Below are 16,871 nucleotides of genomic sequence, written 5' to 3' on the forward strand. Positions count from 1 at the left end.
AGCCACGCTAGAATCCGCCCTGCTCTGACTGCCCGATGCAGCAGAGCCTCCCTGAATCCGCTGCCGAATTCCCCCGGCTTGATCAGGTCGCCGCGCCCTCAACCCCCTTCACTCCATGCGCGGAGCCTGATTCGTACCAATCCAAGCGCCGTTGCCTTTCATCCATCGCCTTCCCAGGCGCTGCGAGCAGGTGCCGCACAGAAAGGAAGAGCGATGAACAAGGCGTTCCATGCCACAGCCCGCGGGCTACGGACCTTCGTGTCCGACGTGGCAGACGGCTTTTTTGAAATCACCCACAACGGGTTTGCACTGGTCGGCCTCGCCATCGTGTTCGCGGCCCTCGCCCTCGTGGCGCGGCCCGACCTGCGCCAGACCGGCGAGGAGCAACTGATGGGCTGGCTGCAGTCGCGCAAGCCCGCGCCTGAAGCCACCGACCTGGAGCCGACCGCCATCGAGCGCACAACGGCCGCGAGCCCCGCCGACCTGCCCAAGCAGCAGGCCGCCGTGGCTTACTGGCTGAGCAAAAAGTACCGCGTGGCCGCCGAGCCGTTGAGCGTGCTCGTGGCCGAGGCCTACGGCATCGGCAAGCGCACCAAGATCGATCCGACTCTGATCCTCGCGATCATGGCCGTCGAGTCCAGCTTCAATCCGTTCGCCCAGAGCCAGGTCGGCGCGCAAGGCCTGATGCAGGTCATGACCCGCGTGCACGGCGACAAGTACGAAAGTGCGGGCGGCACGCTCACCGCCTTCGATCCGGTGACCAACATGCGTGTCGGCGTGAAGGTGCTACAGGAATGCATCACCCGCGCCGGTTCGCTCGAAGGCGGCCTGCGCTACTACGTGGGCGCGGCCAATCTCGAGGACGACGGCGGCTACGCCAGCAAGGTGATGGCCGAGCACGAGCGCCTGCGGCAGGTGGCCAACGGCCGCTCGCCGTCGACTGCCACGCCGCCAAGCGTGCGTGCTCAGCCGATCCCCGTGGTAGTGCCGGCCAAGCCTGAGGAAGGCAGAGAGCCGGCCAAGGTCGCCCTGCTCTCCTCCGTTTCCTGAGCTTCGCGGGCCGGGTGTGAGCTACACTCGGCCGGTACGCGACTGGCGATAGGCGCAGCATCCGAACAAGGTGCCACGCGCTGACGTGGAACACCACTGGGAAGCGTACCGCCTGCACCACAGGCGTTCAGCCGTTCGCCTGGGCAGCCCTTGTTTGGTTGAAGAACAAGGACCTCGTCTTCAAAGGACTGCCATGTACCAACGCAATATCCTGGTCGAACAGACCGATCCCGAAATCTGGGCTGCGATCCAAGCGGAAAACGCGCGCCAGGAACACCACATCGAGCTGATCGCCAGCGAGAACTACGCCTCGCCGGCCGTCATGGCCGCCCAGGGCTCGCAGCTCACCAACAAGTACGCCGAAGGCTACCCGGGCAAGCGCTACTACGGCGGCTGCGAGCACGTCGACGTGGCCGAGCAACTGGCCATCGACCGCATCAAGCAGATCTTCGGCGCCGACGCCGCCAACGTGCAGCCGCATTGCGGCGCCTCGGCCAACGAAGCCGTGATGCTGGCCTTCCTGAAGCCCGGCGACACCATCATGGGCATGAGCCTGGCCGAAGGCGGCCACCTGACGCACGGCATGCCGCTGAACATGAGCGGCAAGTGGTTCAACGTGGTGAGCTACGGCCTGGACGCCAACGAAGCCATCGACTACGACGCGATGGAACGCAAGGCGCACGAGCACATGCCCAAGCTGATCATCGCGGGCGCCTCGGCCTATTCGCTGCGCATCGATTTCGAGCGCTTCGCCAAGGTGGCCAAGGACGTCGGCGCGATCTTCATGGTCGACATCGCCCACTACGCCGGCCTGGTGGCCGCGGGCGTGTATCCCAACCCGGTGCCGCACGCCGACGTCGTCACCTCGACCACCCACAAGAGCCTGCGCGGCCCGCGCGGCGGCATCATTTTGATGAAGTCTCAGCACGAGAAAGCCATCAACAGCGCGATTTTCCCGGGCCTGCAAGGTGGCCCGCTGATGCACGTGATCGCCGCCAAGGCCGTCGCGTTCAAGGAAGCCATGGCGCCCGAGTTCAAGGCCTACCAGCAACAGGTGGTCAGGAATGCCCAGATCGTGGCCGACACCCTTACCGAGCGCGGCCTGCGCATCGTGAGCGGACGCACCGAGAGCCACGTCATGCTGGTCGACCTGCGCGCCAAGGGCATCACCGGCAAGGAAGCCGAAGCCGTGCTGGGCGCCGCCCACATGACGATCAACAAGAACGCGATCCCCAACGACCCGGAAAAGCCGATGGTCACCAGCGGCGTGCGCATCGGCACCCCCGCCATGACCACGCGCGGCTTCAAGGACGAAGAGGCCCGCATCACCGCGAACCTGGTGGCCGACGTGCTCGAGAACCCGCGCGATGCGGCGAACATCGACGCGGTGCGCGCCAAGGTGCACGCGCTGACGAGCCGCTTCCCCGTCTACCGCTGATCACCCGGAAGACCTGACCGCATGAAATGCCCTTTTTGCGGTCATCTTGAAACGCAGGTCGTCGAGACCCGCGTTTCGGAAGACGCCGACTTCGTGCGCAGGCGCCGCCAATGCAGCGCCTGCGACAAGCGCTTCACCACCTACGAGCGGCCCGACGTCAACTTCCCCGTGGTGGTCAAGAAGGACGGCAGCCGCGCCGACTTCGACTCGACCAAGGTGCGCGCCTCGATGATGCTGGCGCTGCGCAAGCGCCCGGTGAGCATCGAGCAGATCGACAACGCCCTGCTGCGCATCGAGCAGAAGCTGCTGGCCAGCGGCCTGCGCGAAATCGACTCGACCAAGGTCGGCGAGCTCGTGATGCGCGAACTCAAGAAGCTCGACAAGGTTGCCTACGTGCGCTTCGCCTCGGTGTACCGCAGCTTCGAGGACGTGGACGAGTTCAGGCAGTTGCTGCGCGACATCTGAGGCGCCCCGCGCGCGGCGGCCGCCTCAGCGGTTCCAGCAGGCTTGTACCTGCGCATTCGAGGCGCTGGTCTGGCCAGCCGCCAGCTTGACGCCCTGATGGTTCACCGTGAGCGTTCCGCACTCGTCGGCGGTCGATGCGCCGTGCGGCACGGCTTGCAGCGTGTAGGTGGTCGCGGTTCTCGCGGCATAGCCGATGGCGTAGTTCGCCGTGCCGGACGACGGCGCCTGGTCGAGCCCGGCCGGCAGCGCAACGGTTGCCGGGGGATATTGACCGTTGGCCGTCAGGTAGCGCTCGGTCCATTGCGCGGCCTGCAGCAGTTGCTGCTTGGCATCGGCCCGCTTCGCCCGCAGCACATGGCGCCCGTAGCTCGGGTAGGCAATCGCGGCGAGGATGGCAATCACCGCCGTCACGATCATGAGTTCGACCAGCGTGAAGCCGCGCGAGCGGAGCCGGCCTTTGTGGGTCTGCGCTTCGGGATATTTGTTCATGGGTGGGGTCCGCTGCGCCGTCAATTCCACGAGATCAGGTTGCGCCAGCCGAAGCGCCGCACGGCTTGCGGCAGGTAGGCTTCGTTGCAGCCGCCGGCTGCATTGCAGATCACGTGCTTGCCTTTTTCATCGGCCTTCTGAGGTCGCAGGACGAGGTCGTCCCGGCCTGAACGGTTCCGGAAGCCGAGGTAGGCGCCTGCCGTGCCGGTGGACCCGTTGTAGGCGATGCCGTCGGGGATGGCGCCGCTGAAGAAATCGATCACCATCGACCAGCCGTCGTCACCGGTGCCCGGCGCGCAGTCGAGCGAATTGCTGGCGGAGCCGGGAATGGTGGTCGAGAACAGGCCTGCGCTGCCGCTCAGCGCATCGCCTGGATAGACCATGCGCTCCCCGGTGGCGCCGAACTGGAGATACCAGCCGCGCTTGGCGCTCGCACCGCTGTAGCTCACGCTTTGGCTCGAAGCGGTTCGATATTCGGCATCGCCTTCCTTGACCGTATCGACGCCGATGGTCTGTGCCACCAAGTCGGTCAGCGCCGCGGTGCCCGTGCTGCCGTTGGCGCGGTCCCAGACGCCGTACAGGTACTGCGTGGCGGTGCTGCTTTCGTCGCCGGAGACAAACAACCGGCCGGTGCCGAACATCACCATGTAGCCGCCGCGCGGATGGTCGACGACCAGCGGCGCGGCAGTGATCGGCTGCGTGGCGCCAGCGGCGAACAACGGCACGCCGTCCAGGCTCGATGCGGCAGCCGCCGAGCCCATGGTGGCCTTCCACTTGGTGCTGTCGGCATCGCTCAGGTCGAACTTCCAGAGGTTGCCGAGCAGGTCGCCGGCGTAGACATAGTCGACCTTGCCGTCGCCATTGCGGTCCACCACCTGCGGCGCCGAGAGCCCATTGCCGGCGCCCGCGGCCTGCGCGGCGGGAGCCGGGATCTTCAGCACCGACTTGTCGCCGTCGAGATACTGGATCCACAGCATCGCCTTCTCGCTCGTGCTGTTGTAGCCATTGCCCAGGATCACGGCCCTGCGGCCGTTGTTGAGCGACGCCACCTGCAGCGCACGCTTGGAAAAGGAATCGAGCGCGGGTTGCTGGAACTGGTGGCCGAGGTCGTCGTCGGCGAGCGCGGTCGTGTCGATCAGGGCCACGTCGGCGGCGTTGGTCTCGCCGATGTTCTCGGGCTTGGTGACGTCGAGCACGAAATAACCCTTGCCGCCCGCCCCCAGCGTGCCCACGAGGAAGGATTTCCACAGCGCGGCCTTCTCGGTATCGGTGGCCGTGGCGTTGACGGCCGAACCCATGTAGATGTCGGCCACGAACGGACTGCCGTCGACGTAGTACCTGTGCGAGTAGGTGGGTTCGCTGAGCTTCTTGAGTTGGGGCGCCGCCGCCGAGCCGTAGAGGCCCTCGGGTACATAGGCGAACGCTTCTTCGCCGGTGCCGGCGAAGAAGGCGTGCAGCATGCCGTCGTTGGCGCCGACGTAGACCATCGGCGCGCGGGCGATGGTCGAAGCGAATTTGGCATAGCCGTCCTGGGTGAAGCCGCTCCGGGGCTGCCCCGCGTACATGAGGCTGGAGCCCACGATGTCGCCCAGCACGTGGCCACGCTTGCGCAGGTTCAGGCCGGTACCCTCGTTCCTGCGATCGCCGCGCAGGAAGTCGAGGACTCCCCGGCCGAGCGTTTCGCTCGCGGTGTCGGTGCCGGTGCTGCCCTTGAGCGCCGCCTTCTGCGCATCGCTCAGGCTGGCCCATCGGAACGGCACGCCGGAACCGATGGTCGCGGCATGGGTTGGCGCCGCCGCGGTGGTGCCGGAGAAGCTCAGCACCTTGCGATTGCTGTCGTGCGCGCCCGCCACGGCCATGCGTGCATCGAGCAGTTCGCGCGCTGACCACGCGGGCGTGGCGGCCGGCTTGCCGTTGCTGCCGAACGGCGTGGCCGTCAACTTGCCCGACCAGTCGGCCGTATCGTAGCCGGCCTGGTAGGCCGCCGTGGCTGTCGAGGTCCTGGAGCTGCTGGCCGCAATCGAGGTCAGCGGGGTGCTGGTGTTGAACAGGATCTGCGCCAGGATGGACCTGAAGGCATCGCCGAGTGCCTGCGCGTTCGAGGCCGGCGTGAAGGTGCCTCGGCTGTTGAGCGCGGCGTGCCAGAGGTCCATGCGAACGGCGGCGGCGTTGGATGTCTTTTCATGCCAGTAGCCAACGGCACTGCCGGAGTTCCAGTTCATGAAGCCGTTGTAGCCGTCGGCCGTGGAGGTGGTTGCCAAGGTGTTCGCCAATGGGTCGGACCAGGTCATCGAGCCGTCCACCAAGCTGGCATAGTCTCCACTGTAGGTGGGCTGCGACGCGCCCGTCGTAATGGCCGGCGCACCCGTCCACGACGAGGCAGCGCCAAAGCCGATGGTGTGGGTGGTCAGGTGCTGCCAGGTGGCGGGATCGTTCTTGGGGTTCCAGTACTCGGGGACTGTCGCCGTTCCTACGGTCGCGCTGCCAGGCTCGGCAACGACCTTCTTGAGGTTGTCCGAGATGCCGGACTGCAGGTCGCTGGCCCAGTAGTGAAAGGCCATGTCGGCCAGTGTGGGCCGATATTCCGCCGTCGGCCTCCAGCCGCCGTTCGCGTCCTTCACCCAGTTGAGGCCGCTGTTCACCGCGCCTGCGTCGTCCTTGTAGGGAGCCCGTGGCACATAGGCCACGGCATCGGGCAAGGCGCGGCTGGTTCCATCCGCATTGCCGATGGCCGGCATGCTGAGTGCCGCCGGATCCGGGTTGAAGCCGAACAAGTTGTAGTCGCCGTCCGTCATGAAGATGTGGAAGGACTTGCGGCAGCTCGACTGCGTCGCGCCCTCCACGCCCGGGTCATCCGAATAGGGACTGAATCGGCCTGTCGTCTTCATGTATTCGCCGGCGCGGGTCATCATGGCGTGCAAGGGCGTTCCGCCACCCGCGGCCAGGGCATCGACCCAGGTCATGAAATTGGCGCGTTGCGTGTCGTCCAGCGAACGCATCAGATTCGCATTGGCGCGGCCGTTGACGAGGCAATTGCCGGCCCGATAGATGCCAGCCGCGGTGTCGCCGAAGAAACCGACGCAGCTGTTGTCCTTGTTGTTGTTCATCGCCTGCCAGGAGAGGCGGATCCGGTCGTTGGGGATGTTGGACGCCGAGAAGTTGTCCCTGAGCGCGGTCTTCAGCGCTTCCATCCGGGTGGGCGTTCCGGCTGGTGGTGCCCAGCTTCCGTCCGACGCCTGCGACGACCACGCCATGCTGCCCGAGTTGTCGACCGACACGATCACGTTGGGCGCCGGTTCCTTGATCGCGGTGTTGCGCGGCTCTTGCGCCAGCGGGTATTGCACGGCGTGGCCGGCGGACTGCGCCAGCATCAGCCCGCACAGCACGGTGTTCCTGGAAAACAGATTCATGTTCATAGTCCCTCGCCGTGCTCAGTTGACTTTCCTGACCGCATCCGGGTCGAAAGACTCCTGCAAGACAACCCGCGTGCCGCCGGCCGTGCTCGCAGTGCGCGCGCCGGTGGAAACCGCAGTGATCCGGTACAGCGGCTCGCCGCCGCGCGGTCGGTCGATCACCTCGATCCAGTACCTGGCGCTGGTCAGTGCCGGGCTGCCGGCATCCGGTGCGCCCGTGAATCGCCCATAGGCGGCGTGCTGGTCCACATACGCGGAACGGGCCCAGAACTGATAGGCCTCGCTGCCTGAAGCGGCATTCACGGAATCGGCCCCGGCGAAATAGCAGATGCCCCGTTCGCAGCTGTTGGCGCCCCTTCCCACGTAGGCGGTCACCCAGCCCGTGTCCCGGTCTGGGAAGACGCGACCGTCCGCGGCCTTGCGGCAGGGCGACACTGCGAGCGCGGAGCACTTCACGTAGGTCTGGGTCGCGGCATCGAACGCCAGTTGCCGGATGTCGCGCTCCGCATCCAGCAGCGCGGCTTCGGCGGCCTCGAAGGCGCGCTGGTATTCGCGCTGGTTGCCCGCCATCGATTCGAGCAGTTGGGCCATTCGCGCGCCTCCCACCGCCAGCAGCGCCGAGAGCAGCAGCATGATGAGCACGATGAACAGCGAGAACCCCCGGTGCCGCGCTGAGCATCTGCCAGAAACACCGCGGAACCGGCTTTGCCGGGCCGCTGGTGCTGCCCCCCTGCAGGGGGTTGGCGAAGCGACACGAAGTGCGCAAAGACTGGGGGTAGTCATAGATTCCGCAGTGCGAACACCGCCGTGTAAGCGCGGCGCAGCCTGCCGTCGCTGCTGGCTCGCAACGAACCATCGCAATCGACGTAGCTGCCGCCCGGGTTGCTCGTTGAAGTGCCCGCGAGCTGCAGACACACGCGCACCGAGCGGACCTGATCGAAGCTCCCCACGTTCGCGGCCGTCACGTAGCGCACCAGCCGTTCACCTCCCACATCGCCGATGCCGTACATGACGTCGAAGCGCTCGACGCCGTCGATGATCGGCTGCGGCTTGTTGCCGTTGCCACTGCCCTCGCAGCGCAAGGTACCGTTCACCACCGAGAACTCACTAGTGATCAAGCGCACGTTTCCGGCGTCCGCCGGATTGGCGGGCTTGTACGCTGCACCCGTCGAACCCTTGGCTTGCTGCCCGAGGCAGTCCTTGAAGTAATCGGGGTTCGGTGCATAGCCGACCTTCAGCGTGTCGTTCACCGAACCGACGGCCGCCTCCTGCCCCTTGACCGCGAAGAAGGAGGGCTCGCTCGCGAGCTTGGTGTCGACGTCCGCATCGACATTGAAGTAGTACCGCGACCCCGTGGCATCGATCGGGAAGTAGCCAGCCTGCCGGATCTGCTGGCCCAGCAGCCTGAACGCCAGCGCCGACGATTGGTGCAGCACGTTGACGTCGTCGCCTGTCTTGGCGGTGCTGCGCGTCCCGAGCATGCTGGCCATGGCGGCGAGCACCACCAGCATGCCGATGATCAGCGCGACGAGGATTTCGACCAATGTGAAGCCGGCCTGCTGCAGGCGATGAGCGAAGGTCTTGTTGTTCATGGCTGGGGCACCGCGACGATGGCTTCCTGGCAGGCCTTGCCGGTCGGGCAGCTCCAGGCCGAATCCGGTGCGATCGGGTTGACGGCGGCGGGCTCGTCCCAGGCAATGTGCACGAACAGCAAGCCCCCCGCGGCCTTCCTGCTCTGCACGTTCGCCGCCCCGCCCGGCAGCGCACCCGCCACCCTGCGCTTCCAGTTCCACAGATCGTGGGCCGCCAGCTGGGGGGCCGTGCAGCTGGCCGTGGCCCCCGCGCAGGATGGGTCAGGTTGGCTGGCGCTCGCCGCCGACCAATCGGCGACATAAGGACTGCTGGACACGGCGCCCGCCACCGGGTTCGCGCGAATGCGATCGGCCATGTCGCCGGCCAACTGCACGGCGATGTTCTGGTTGTTCGCGCCCACGCTGTCGGAGAGCACGCGCAGCTGGAAGCCGGCCAGTGCAAGCAGGCCGAACGAGAGCACGAGAACGGCCACCAGGGCCTCGATCATCGAGAAGCCTGCCTGCCTTCGGCGCAGCTTGCGCGGCGCGCGAATCGAAACGCTCAGCATGTCCCGCCCCCCTTCACCAGCCGAATCCGCCAGCCGAGCGAGATGCACACGGCAATGTCGTTGGATGAACCCGTGCTTCCCACGGGACGGAAGTCGACACGGGCGACGCTCGAAAAATGGCCCATGGGGTCGAAGGCCATGGATCCGAGGGCACTTTTCTCGACCGCAACGCGCGCGTCGGGGTCTTGCCGCCGAACGATCTCAAACCCGGTGCCACTGCCGACCACCGTTTCCCAACCGCAGCTCCAGTCTGCGCCGGTGCACTCCGCGCGCTGCCGGATGGTCACGACCTGTCCGCGACGCACCGCCTCCGAGCGCGCGTGACTCACGCTCGCCATCAACGCCGAAGCCATGCCCTCGACGCGATACTTCTCGATCAGGCTGTTGAAGCTGGGCAGGGCCAGTGCCAGCAGGATGGCCGTCAATACGATGACGACCATCATTTCGACCAGCGTGAAGCCGCGTGGCGTTCCGCGTCGGCGCAGGTGTGCCTGCACGGACGTGCAGAATCCGTTTTTCATGTTGTACCGTCCGCTGCCTCGCCATTTGGCTGGGGCCGCGGACGTTTCTCCCTGACTGCAATTTTTGGAAATTCTATTGTCGAATTCTTATTGATCGCCTATTGATCGACAGACGGTCAAAACAAACAGATCAACGGATCGGCGGACTCAATTGTTTTAAATTGATTCCCCAATTAATTTGAATTAACAAAAATGACAAATGCGAATTTCATGGCCCATGCGCTGGACCTCGCGCGCCAGGCCGGCCCGGAAACCGATCCCAATCCGCGCGTCGGCTGCGTGCTGGTGGACGCGAATGGCGGGGTGATCGGCCAGGGCTACACCCAGCGGGTCGGCGGCTCGCATGCCGAGGTCATGGCGCTGAGCGATGCCGCGGCACGGGGCCATTCGGTCGCGGGCGCAACCGCCTGGGTCACGCTCGAGCCCTGCGCTCATCACGGCCGCACCGGCCCGTGCTGCGATGCACTGGTCGCGGCGGGCATCGGCCGGGTCGTTGCATCGCTCGCCGATCCCAACCCGCTGGTCGCTGGCCAGGGCTTCGAGCGGCTGCGCGCCGCTGGCGTCGAGGTCGAGGTGGGGCCCGGCGCAGCTGAAGCGCGGGAGCTCAACATCGGCTTTTTCAGCCGCATGGTCCGCAAGACACCCTGGGTGCGGCTCAAGGCCGCAGCCTCGCTGGACGGCAAGACCGGCCTGCACAACGGCGTGAGCCAATGGATCACGTCCGAGCCGGCGCGCGCCGACGGCCATGCATGGCGTGCGCGGGCCAGCGCGGTACTGACGGGCGTGGGCACGGTGCTGGAAGACGATCCCCGGCTCGACGTGCGCCTCGTTGAAACCACGCGCCAGCCGCACGTGGTGGTGATCGACAGCCAATTGCAGACCCCGCCCGACGCAAAGCTCTTCTTGCCCGGCCGCGCTGTCTGGATCTACGCCGCGGCGCAGGACGGCTCGAAGGCCGCCGCCCTGGAAGCGCGCGGCGCCACCATCACCTTTCTGCCCAATGCGCAGGGCAAGGTCGATCTGGCGGCGATGCTGCGGGATCTCGCCCGGCGTGAGGTCAACGAGCTCCACGTCGAGGCCGGCCACAAACTCAATGGTTCGCTGCTGCGCGAAGGCCTGGTCGACGAACTGCTGGTGTATCTGGCGCCGAAACTCATCGGCGATGGCCTCGGCATGGCGTCCGGCATTCACACGGGCGGCCCGCTGGCCGACCTGGCAGGTGCGCTACCGCTCGAATTCCGGACCTTCGAGCGGATCGGGCCGGACCTCCGGATCGTGGCCCGGGTGGCCGGAAGGGATGCTTTCTAGCGGGCGAATGCGAGCGTCCGACGGCCGGACCCAGGATGTCTGCGAAAATGCGCGGATGTTCACCGGAATCATCACCGGCGTGGGGCGCATCGCCGCCATTCACGACCTCGGCACCTCCTCCTCCTACGGCAAAAGACTCAGCATCGCGGCGCCCGACGGCTACCTCGATGACGTCGGCCTCGGCGACAGCATCGCGCTCAACGGCGCCTGCATGACCGTCACCACGCTCGCCCCCGAGCGACAGCAGTTCACCATCGACATTTCAGCCGAGTCCCTCGACAAGACCGCGGGCCTGACCGACGAAGGCAGCCGCATCAACCTCGAGAAGGCGCTGCGCGCCAGCGACCGCCTCGGCGGGCACATCGTCTCGGGCCACGTGGACGGCATCGGCCGCGTGAGCTACTTCGAGCCCGTCGGCGAGAGCTGGGAGCTGCGCATCGTTGCGCCGCAGGCGCTGGCCCGCTTCCTGGCGTACAAGGGCTCGATCACCATCAACGGCGTGAGCCTCACGGTCAACAGCGTGAAAGACATCGCCGAAGGCGCCGAGGTCAGCATCAACCTGATCCCGCACACCGTCGAAAACACCTCGCTCGGCAGCCTGCAGGCCGGCTCGAAGGTCAATCTCGAAATCGATACCGTGGCGCGCTACGTGGAGCGCATGCTCCAGGCCGGCGTGCTGGTGCCGCCCTCCACGTATTCCAAGGACACAGCCGAATGAATGCCTCCGTCACGCCGATCGGCGCCCCCCGCGCCGCGCGCGCTCCTGCCCCCATCTCCCCGGTCGAGGAGATCGTGGCCGAGCTCGCCGCCGGCCGCATGGTGATCCTGGTCGACGAGGAAGACCGCGAGAACGAAGGCGACATCGTCATCGCGGCCGACCACATCACGCCCGAAGCCATCAACTTCATGGCGCGCCATGCGCGCGGCCTGATCTGCCTCACGCTCTCGCGCGAAATGTGCGAGCGGCTGCAGCTGCCGCCGATGGTCCAGCGCAACGGCGCCAAGCACTCGACCGCGTTCACAGTTTCCATCGAGGCGGCCGAAGGCGTGACCACCGGCATCTCTGCCGCCGATCGCGCCCGCACCGTGCAGGCCGCCGTGGCGCCCAACGCCATGGCCGCCGACCTGGTGCAACCGGGCCACATCTTCCCGCTGCAGGCGGTGGACGGCGGCGTACTGATGCGCGCCGGCCATACCGAAGCCGGCTGCGACCTGGCCGCCATGGCCGGCTGCTCGCCCGCCTCGGTGATCTGCGAAGTGATGAACGAAGACGGCACGATGGCCCGCCTGCCCGACCTGCAGATCTTCGCGGCCGAGCACGACATCAAGATCGGCACCATCGCCGCGCTGATCGAGCACCGCAGCCGCGTCGAATCGCTGGTCGAGAAGGTCGGCTGCCGCGAGATCCAGACCAACTGGGGTGCCTTCACCGCCCATGCCTTCATCGACAAGCCCAGCCGCGGCGTGCACCTCGCGCTGGTGCGCGGCAAGTGGGCGCCGGAAGACACGGTGTCGGTTCGCGTGCACGAGCCGCTCTCGGTGCTCGACGCGCTCGAAATCAACCGCCCGATGCACTCGTGGAGCCTGGACGCCAGCCTCTCGCACATCGCGGCCGAGGGCAAGGGCGTGGCCGTACTGCTGAACTGCGGCGAAACCGCCGGTGAATTGCTTGCGCAGTTCGACGGCACCGCGCGCCCCGCGCAAGCCCCCGAGCGCGGCCGCATGGACCTGCGCAGCTACGGCATCGGCGCGCAAATCTTGCGCGAATGCGGCGTGCACAAGATGAACCTGCTGGGCACGCCGCGCCGCATGCCGAGCATGGCAGCAGGCTACGGCCTCGAAATTGCCGGCTACCTCACGAAAGACTGAACGACCATGCAAGGTTCAAACAAGGGCGAGACGACGCTCAACGGAAAGGGACTGCGCATCGGCATCGTGCAGGCGCGCTTCAACGCCGACATCACCGACGCGCTGGCCTCGGCCTGCCTCTCGGAGCTCGAGGCACTGGGTGTGGCTGCCAGCGACATCCATCACCTGCAGGTTCCCGGCGCGCTCGAAGTGCCCGTGGCGCTGCAGGCGCTCGCCGAACGCGGCGGCTACCACGCGCTCATTGCGCTGGGCTGCATCATCCGCGGCGAGACCTATCACTTCGAACTCGTGGCCAACGAATCGGGCGCGAGCGTGAGCCGCGTCGCGCTCGACTACCGCCTGCCCATCGCCAACGCGATCCTCACCACCGAAAACCTCGAGCAGGCCATCGCGCGGCAAACCGACAAGGGCCGCGACGCAGCCCAGGTCGCCGTCGAGATGGCGCAACTGCTGGCCACCCTTTCATGACCGAAGACACCTCCAAGCCCCTCAAGCCCGCTGGCGCCAAGCCGCGCCAGTCGCGCGTCGGCCTCACCAGCACGGGCGCGCGCAAGGCTTCGGCCAAGTCGAACCGCAGCCGCGCGCGCGAGTTCGCGCTGCAGGCGCTCTACCAGCACCTGGTGGGCCGCAACGACCCGACCGACATCGACCATTTCACGCGCGACCTCGCGGGCTTCCACAAGGCCGATGCGCTGCACTACGACGCGCTGCTGCACGGCTCGATCGAAGGCGCCGAGCAGCTCGACGCGCTGATCCGCCCGTTGCTGGATCGCAAGTTCGAAGAGATTTCGCCCATCGAGCACGCCGTGATGTGGATCGGCGTGTACGAGTTCCAGAACTGCCCCGACGTGCCATGGCGCGTGGTGCTCAACGAGTGCATCGAACTCGCCAAGGAATTCGGCGGCACCGACGGCCACAAGTACGTGAACGCCGTGCTGAACGGCCTGGCGCCGCAGCTGCGTCCGCTCGAAGTGGAAGCCGACCGCGCTTCGGGGAAAGCCAAGGCATGAGGAGCGCCGCCCGGCCGACCGAAGGCGCTCGCCCCCTCGCTTGCGAGGGGGGAGGCGAAGACGCGCAGCGCCGCAGCCTGGGGGTGCAATGAGAATTTCGACGCGCGCACAGCGCATCGAGCCCTTCTACGTGATGGAGGTGGCGAAGGCGGCCGGTGCGCTGGCCCGCGAAGTGGCCCATACCGACCGGCCGATGATCTTCCTGAACATCGGCGAACCCGACTTCACCGCCCCGCCGCTGGTGCAGGAAGCCGCAGCCCGCGCCGTGCGCGCCGGCGCCACACAGTACACGCAGGCCACCGGCCTCGACCATCTGCGCGAACGCATCAGCGGTTGGTACAAGCAGCGCTTCAACGTCGACGTGCCGGCCCGGCGCATCGTCATCACGGCCGGCGCCTCGGCCGCGCTGCAGCTGGCCTGCCTCGCGCTGATCGAGTCGGGCGACGAAATTCTCATGCCCGACCCGAGCTATCCGTGCAACCGCCACTTCGTGAGCGCGGCGGACGGCAAGGCCGTGCTGGTGCCGACCACGGCCGAAGAGCGCTTCCAGCTGACGGCCGCCAAGGTCGAGGCCGCCTGGACCGACAGGACGCGCGGCGTGCTGCTGGCGTCGCCCTCCAACCCGACCGGCACCTCCATCGCGCCCGCCGAGCTGCGCCGCATCCACGAGGCGGTGTCGCAGCGCGGCGGCATCACGCTGATCGACGAGATCTACCTCGGCCTCTCGTACGACGACGCATTCGGGCAAACCGCACTGGCCATCGATGACAACGTCATCAGCATCAACAGCTTCAGCAAGTACTTCAACATGACCGGCTGGCGGCTCGGCTGGCTGGTGGTGCCCGAGGCGCTGGTGCCGGTGGTCGAGCGGCTCGCGCAGAACCTCTTCATCTGCGCCAGCACTGTGTCGCAGTACGCGGCGCTCGCCTGCTTCGAGGCCGAGAGCATCGCAGAGTACGAACGCCGCCGCGCCGAATTCAAGGCGCGCCGCGACTGGTTCATCCCGCAGCTGAACGCGCTGGGCCTGAACGTGCCCGTGGTGCCCGACGGCGCCTTCTACGCCTGGGCCGACTGCACCGGCTTCGCCGAGAAGCTCGGCATCTCCGGCAGCTGGGACTTCGCCTTCGAAACCATGAAGCGCGCCCACGTCGCTGTCACGCCCGGCCGCGACTTCGGCACGGCGCAGACAGCGAAGTTCGTGCGCTTCTCCACAGCCAGCTCGATGGCGCACCTGCAGGAATCCATCGAGCGCCTGCGGGCGATGGCAGAGAACCGGGCCCAATGAGCTACGCGTTCCCGATCCGCGTCTACTGGGAAGACACCGATGCCGGCGGCATCGTGTTCTACGCCAACTACCTGAAGTTCATGGAACGCGGCCGCACCGAGTGGCTGCGCTCCCTGGGCGTCGAGCAGCACAAGCTGCGCGAGGAAACCGGCGGCCAGTTCGTGGTGAGCGAAACGCAGCTCAAATACCATCGCCCCTCGCGGCTGGACGACGAACTGCTCGTTACAGCCGATCTTCAACAATTGGGCACGGCGTCGTTGATAATCGGCCAGCGCGTGCTATCAAAAACAGAGCAAGAGCGAACAGATGCCTCGGCGCCTGTCCTGCTGTGCGAAGGCACGATCCGCATCGGCTGGGTGGACGCCGCCACGTTGCGTCCCGCACGCATTCCGAAGCAAGTGACGGGAACCCTCGAGCGCTACAGCGGCTCCATGACACAACCTTTCAAGCCATGAACCAAGACCTCTCCATCATCAATCTCCTGCTCCATGCGAGCTTCGTGGTTCAACTGGTCGTGCTGCTGCTGGTGATCGTCTCGATCGCCAGCTGGGCCGCGATCATCCGCAAGTACTTCGCGCTGCGGCGCATGCGCGCCCTCAACGACGACTTCGAGCGCGAGTTCTGGTCAGGCACCAGCCTGAACGAGCTGTTCGCCTCGGCCGCGCAGAACGCCAAGTTCGCCGGCCCGATGGAGCGCATCTTCGCCTCCGGCATGCGCGAGTACCAGAAGCTGCGCGAACGCCACGTGAGCGACGCCGCCACGCTGCTCGACGGCGCCCGCCGCGCCATGCGCGCGAGCTTCCAGCGCGAGCTCGACGCGGCCGAGCAGAACCTCTCGTTCCTGGCCACCGTGGGTTCGGTGTCGCCGTACGTCGGCCTGTTCGGCACGGTCTGGGGGATCATGCATGCCTTCACCGGCCTCGCGGCCCTCGCCCAGGTGACGCTGGCCACCGTGGCCCCCGGCATCGCCGAGGCGCTGGTGGCCACCGCCATCGGCCTGTTCGCCGCCATTCCGGCGGTGGTCGGCTACAACCGCTTCGCCCGCGAGATCGACAAGATCGCCATCGCCCTCGAGACCTACATCGAGGAGTTCTCCAACATCCTGCAGCGCAACCTGTCGGCCAACCCGAACGCGGGCGCGGCATCGTCGGTGGCTCCGGCCAACCGCTGAGCGGAGGCGCAACGCATGCCTGCCGTTTCATCCCGGGGCCGCGGCCGCCGGACGATCAACGAGATCAACATGGTCCCGTTCATCGACGTGATGCTGGTTCTGCTGATCATCTTCATGGTCACCGCCCCGCTCATCACGCCGAGCGTGATCAACCTGCCTTCGGTCGACCGCGCCAACAAGCAGCCCGACAAGCCCATCGAGATCGTCATCAAGAGTGAGGACGAGGTGCAGATCAAGAAGGACCCGTCCACCGGCACGGGCGGCACCTCGATCCCCATGAGCCAAATCGGCTCGGCCGCCAAGCAGGCGCAGGGCGGCGACGACCAGCGCCCGGTGGTCATCAGCGCCGACAAGTCGGTGAAATACGAAACCGTCGTGAAGGCGATGAACCAGCTCAAGAAGAGCGGCGTCGAGCGCGTGGGCCTGTCGGTCACGACCACGGGCGGCAAATAAGGCATGTCGCTCGCACTGGATCGCCCCGAGTTCGCGCCGCCGCCGCAGCGCGGCACGCCGCGCGCCGTCGTGCTGGCGCTCATCGCGCATGCGCTGCTGATCGCGGCGCTCACCTGGGGCGTGCGCTGGCGCAGCGATGCCGACGAAGGCGCGGTCGATGCAGAGCTGTGGTCGTCCACGGTTCAGCAGGCCGCACCCCGCCTGCAGGCACCACCGGCGCCCGCACCGGTTCCCGCGCCGCCGCCGCCGGCCCCCGCAC

18 protein-coding genes, 1 pseudogene and 1 riboswitch are annotated in these 16,871 nt (G+C 66.8%); of the genes and pseudogenes, 13 read left to right on the top strand and 6 right to left on the bottom strand.

Annotated elements, in window-relative coordinates:
- Window positions 1–213 precede the first annotated feature (213 nt).
- The 3 genes from ACCC97_RS23730 (at window position 214) to nrdR (ending at window position 2,953) form a co-directional block, all read left to right on the top strand.
- Window positions 214–1,050 (top strand): lytic transglycosylase domain-containing protein, encoded by an 837-nt coding sequence (locus ACCC97_RS23730; protein ID WP_007836916.1) that lies wholly within the window; start codon window positions 214–216, stop codon window positions 1,048–1,050.
- 28 nt (window positions 1,051–1,078) lie between these two features.
- Window positions 1,079–1,202: riboswitch (ZMP/ZTP riboswitch) on the top strand.
- Window positions 1,203–1,243: 41 nt separating this feature from the next.
- The gene (gene glyA / locus ACCC97_RS23735; protein WP_007836917.1) at window positions 1,244–2,488 is read left to right on the top strand and encodes a serine hydroxymethyltransferase; all 1,245 of its coding nucleotides are present in this window, start codon (window positions 1,244–1,246) and stop codon (window positions 2,486–2,488) included.
- A 21-nt stretch (window positions 2,489–2,509) separates the two neighbouring features.
- The gene (nrdR, locus tag ACCC97_RS23740) at window positions 2,510–2,953 is read left to right on the top strand and encodes a transcriptional regulator NrdR (protein WP_007836918.1); all 444 of its coding nucleotides are present in this window, start codon (window positions 2,510–2,512) and stop codon (window positions 2,951–2,953) included.
- 24 nt (window positions 2,954–2,977) lie between these two features.
- Here the strand turns inward: nrdR and ACCC97_RS23745 are convergent, their stop codons facing one another.
- From ACCC97_RS23745 to ACCC97_RS23770, 6 genes are all read right to left on the bottom strand, one after another.
- A complete protein-coding gene (locus ACCC97_RS23745; RefSeq protein ID WP_413335402.1) occupies window positions 2,978–3,442 on the bottom strand; it encodes a type IV pilin protein in 465 nt (154 codons plus the stop codon).
- Between the two features lie 20 nt (window positions 3,443–3,462).
- Entirely contained in the window at window positions 3,463–6,852 is a 3,390-nt protein-coding gene (locus ACCC97_RS23750; RefSeq protein WP_413335404.1) for a pilus assembly protein, read from the bottom strand.
- Window positions 6,853–6,873: 21 nt separating this feature from the next.
- Window positions 6,874–7,506, bottom strand: a complete 633-nt coding sequence (locus ACCC97_RS23755) for a PilX N-terminal domain-containing pilus assembly protein (RefSeq protein ID WP_413335417.1) — start codon at window positions 7,504–7,506, stop codon at window positions 6,874–6,876.
- Window positions 7,507–7,634: 128 nt separating this feature from the next.
- Window positions 7,635–8,447 carry a PilW family protein gene (locus ACCC97_RS23760; RefSeq protein ID WP_413335406.1) on the bottom strand — a complete coding sequence of 271 codons (813 nt, stop codon included), beginning with the start codon at window positions 8,445–8,447 and terminating at the stop codon, window positions 7,635–7,637.
- The gene (gene pilV / locus ACCC97_RS23765) at window positions 8,444–8,995 is read right to left on the bottom strand and encodes a type IV pilus modification protein PilV (protein WP_413335407.1); all 552 of its coding nucleotides are present in this window, start codon (window positions 8,993–8,995) and stop codon (window positions 8,444–8,446) included. Before pilV ends, ACCC97_RS23760 begins: the two co-directional genes overlap by 4 nt.
- On the bottom strand, window positions 8,989–9,516 hold the full coding sequence (locus ACCC97_RS23770) for a GspH/FimT family pseudopilin (protein WP_413335409.1): 528 nt from the start codon (window positions 9,514–9,516) through the stop codon (window positions 8,989–8,991). Before ACCC97_RS23770 ends, pilV begins: the two co-directional genes overlap by 7 nt.
- 192 nt (window positions 9,517–9,708) lie before the next feature.
- On the opposite strand from ACCC97_RS23770, the gene ribD reads away from it, so the two are divergent.
- From ribD to ACCC97_RS23820, 10 genes and pseudogenes are all read left to right on the top strand, one after another.
- Window positions 9,709–10,824, top strand: a complete 1,116-nt coding sequence (ribD, locus tag ACCC97_RS23775) for a bifunctional diaminohydroxyphosphoribosylaminopyrimidine deaminase/5-amino-6-(5-phosphoribosylamino)uracil reductase RibD (protein WP_413335411.1) — start codon at window positions 9,709–9,711, stop codon at window positions 10,822–10,824.
- A gap of 55 nt (window positions 10,825–10,879) precedes the next feature.
- Window positions 10,880–11,542, top strand: a complete 663-nt coding sequence (locus ACCC97_RS23780) for a riboflavin synthase (protein WP_007837979.1) — start codon at window positions 10,880–10,882, stop codon at window positions 11,540–11,542.
- Window positions 11,539–12,693: a bifunctional 3,4-dihydroxy-2-butanone-4-phosphate synthase/GTP cyclohydrolase II gene (ribBA, locus tag ACCC97_RS23785; RefSeq protein ID WP_413335413.1), complete on the top strand. Its 1,155-nt coding sequence runs from the start codon at window positions 11,539–11,541 to the stop codon at window positions 12,691–12,693. Before ACCC97_RS23780 ends, ribBA begins: the two co-directional genes overlap by 4 nt.
- A 6-nt stretch (window positions 12,694–12,699) precedes the next feature.
- The gene (ribH, locus tag ACCC97_RS23790) at window positions 12,700–13,161 is read left to right on the top strand and encodes a 6,7-dimethyl-8-ribityllumazine synthase (protein WP_007837976.1); all 462 of its coding nucleotides are present in this window, start codon (window positions 12,700–12,702) and stop codon (window positions 13,159–13,161) included.
- Window positions 13,158–13,703 carry a transcription antitermination factor NusB gene (nusB, locus tag ACCC97_RS23795; protein WP_007837974.1) on the top strand — a complete coding sequence of 182 codons (546 nt, stop codon included), beginning with the start codon at window positions 13,158–13,160 and terminating at the stop codon, window positions 13,701–13,703. The genes ribH and nusB overlap by 4 nt, the downstream gene beginning before the upstream one ends.
- Window positions 13,704–13,791: 88 nt before the next feature.
- Window positions 13,792–14,988: a pyridoxal phosphate-dependent aminotransferase gene (locus ACCC97_RS23800; RefSeq protein ID WP_413335415.1), complete on the top strand. Its 1,197-nt coding sequence runs from the start codon at window positions 13,792–13,794 to the stop codon at window positions 14,986–14,988.
- The gene (gene ybgC / locus ACCC97_RS23805) at window positions 14,985–15,443 is read left to right on the top strand and encodes a tol-pal system-associated acyl-CoA thioesterase (protein ID WP_007837970.1); all 459 of its coding nucleotides are present in this window, start codon (window positions 14,985–14,987) and stop codon (window positions 15,441–15,443) included. The genes ACCC97_RS23800 and ybgC overlap by 4 nt, the downstream gene beginning before the upstream one ends.
- Window positions 15,440–16,159, top strand: a complete 720-nt coding sequence (gene tolQ / locus ACCC97_RS23810; protein ID WP_007837969.1) for a protein TolQ — start codon at window positions 15,440–15,442, stop codon at window positions 16,157–16,159. Before ybgC ends, tolQ begins: the two co-directional genes overlap by 4 nt.
- A 15-nt stretch (window positions 16,160–16,174) precedes the next feature.
- The gene (locus ACCC97_RS23815; RefSeq protein WP_007837968.1) at window positions 16,175–16,612 is read left to right on the top strand and encodes an ExbD/TolR family protein; all 438 of its coding nucleotides are present in this window, start codon (window positions 16,175–16,177) and stop codon (window positions 16,610–16,612) included.
- Window positions 16,613–16,615: 3 nt separating this feature from the next.
- Window positions 16,616–16,871, top strand: a pseudogene (locus ACCC97_RS23820) (protein TolA); the annotation flags it as partial.

This window comes from Variovorax sp. Varisp85, assembly GCF_047304045.1.
In the GTDB taxonomy this organism is placed as follows: Bacteria; Pseudomonadota; Gammaproteobacteria; order Burkholderiales; family Burkholderiaceae_C; genus Variovorax.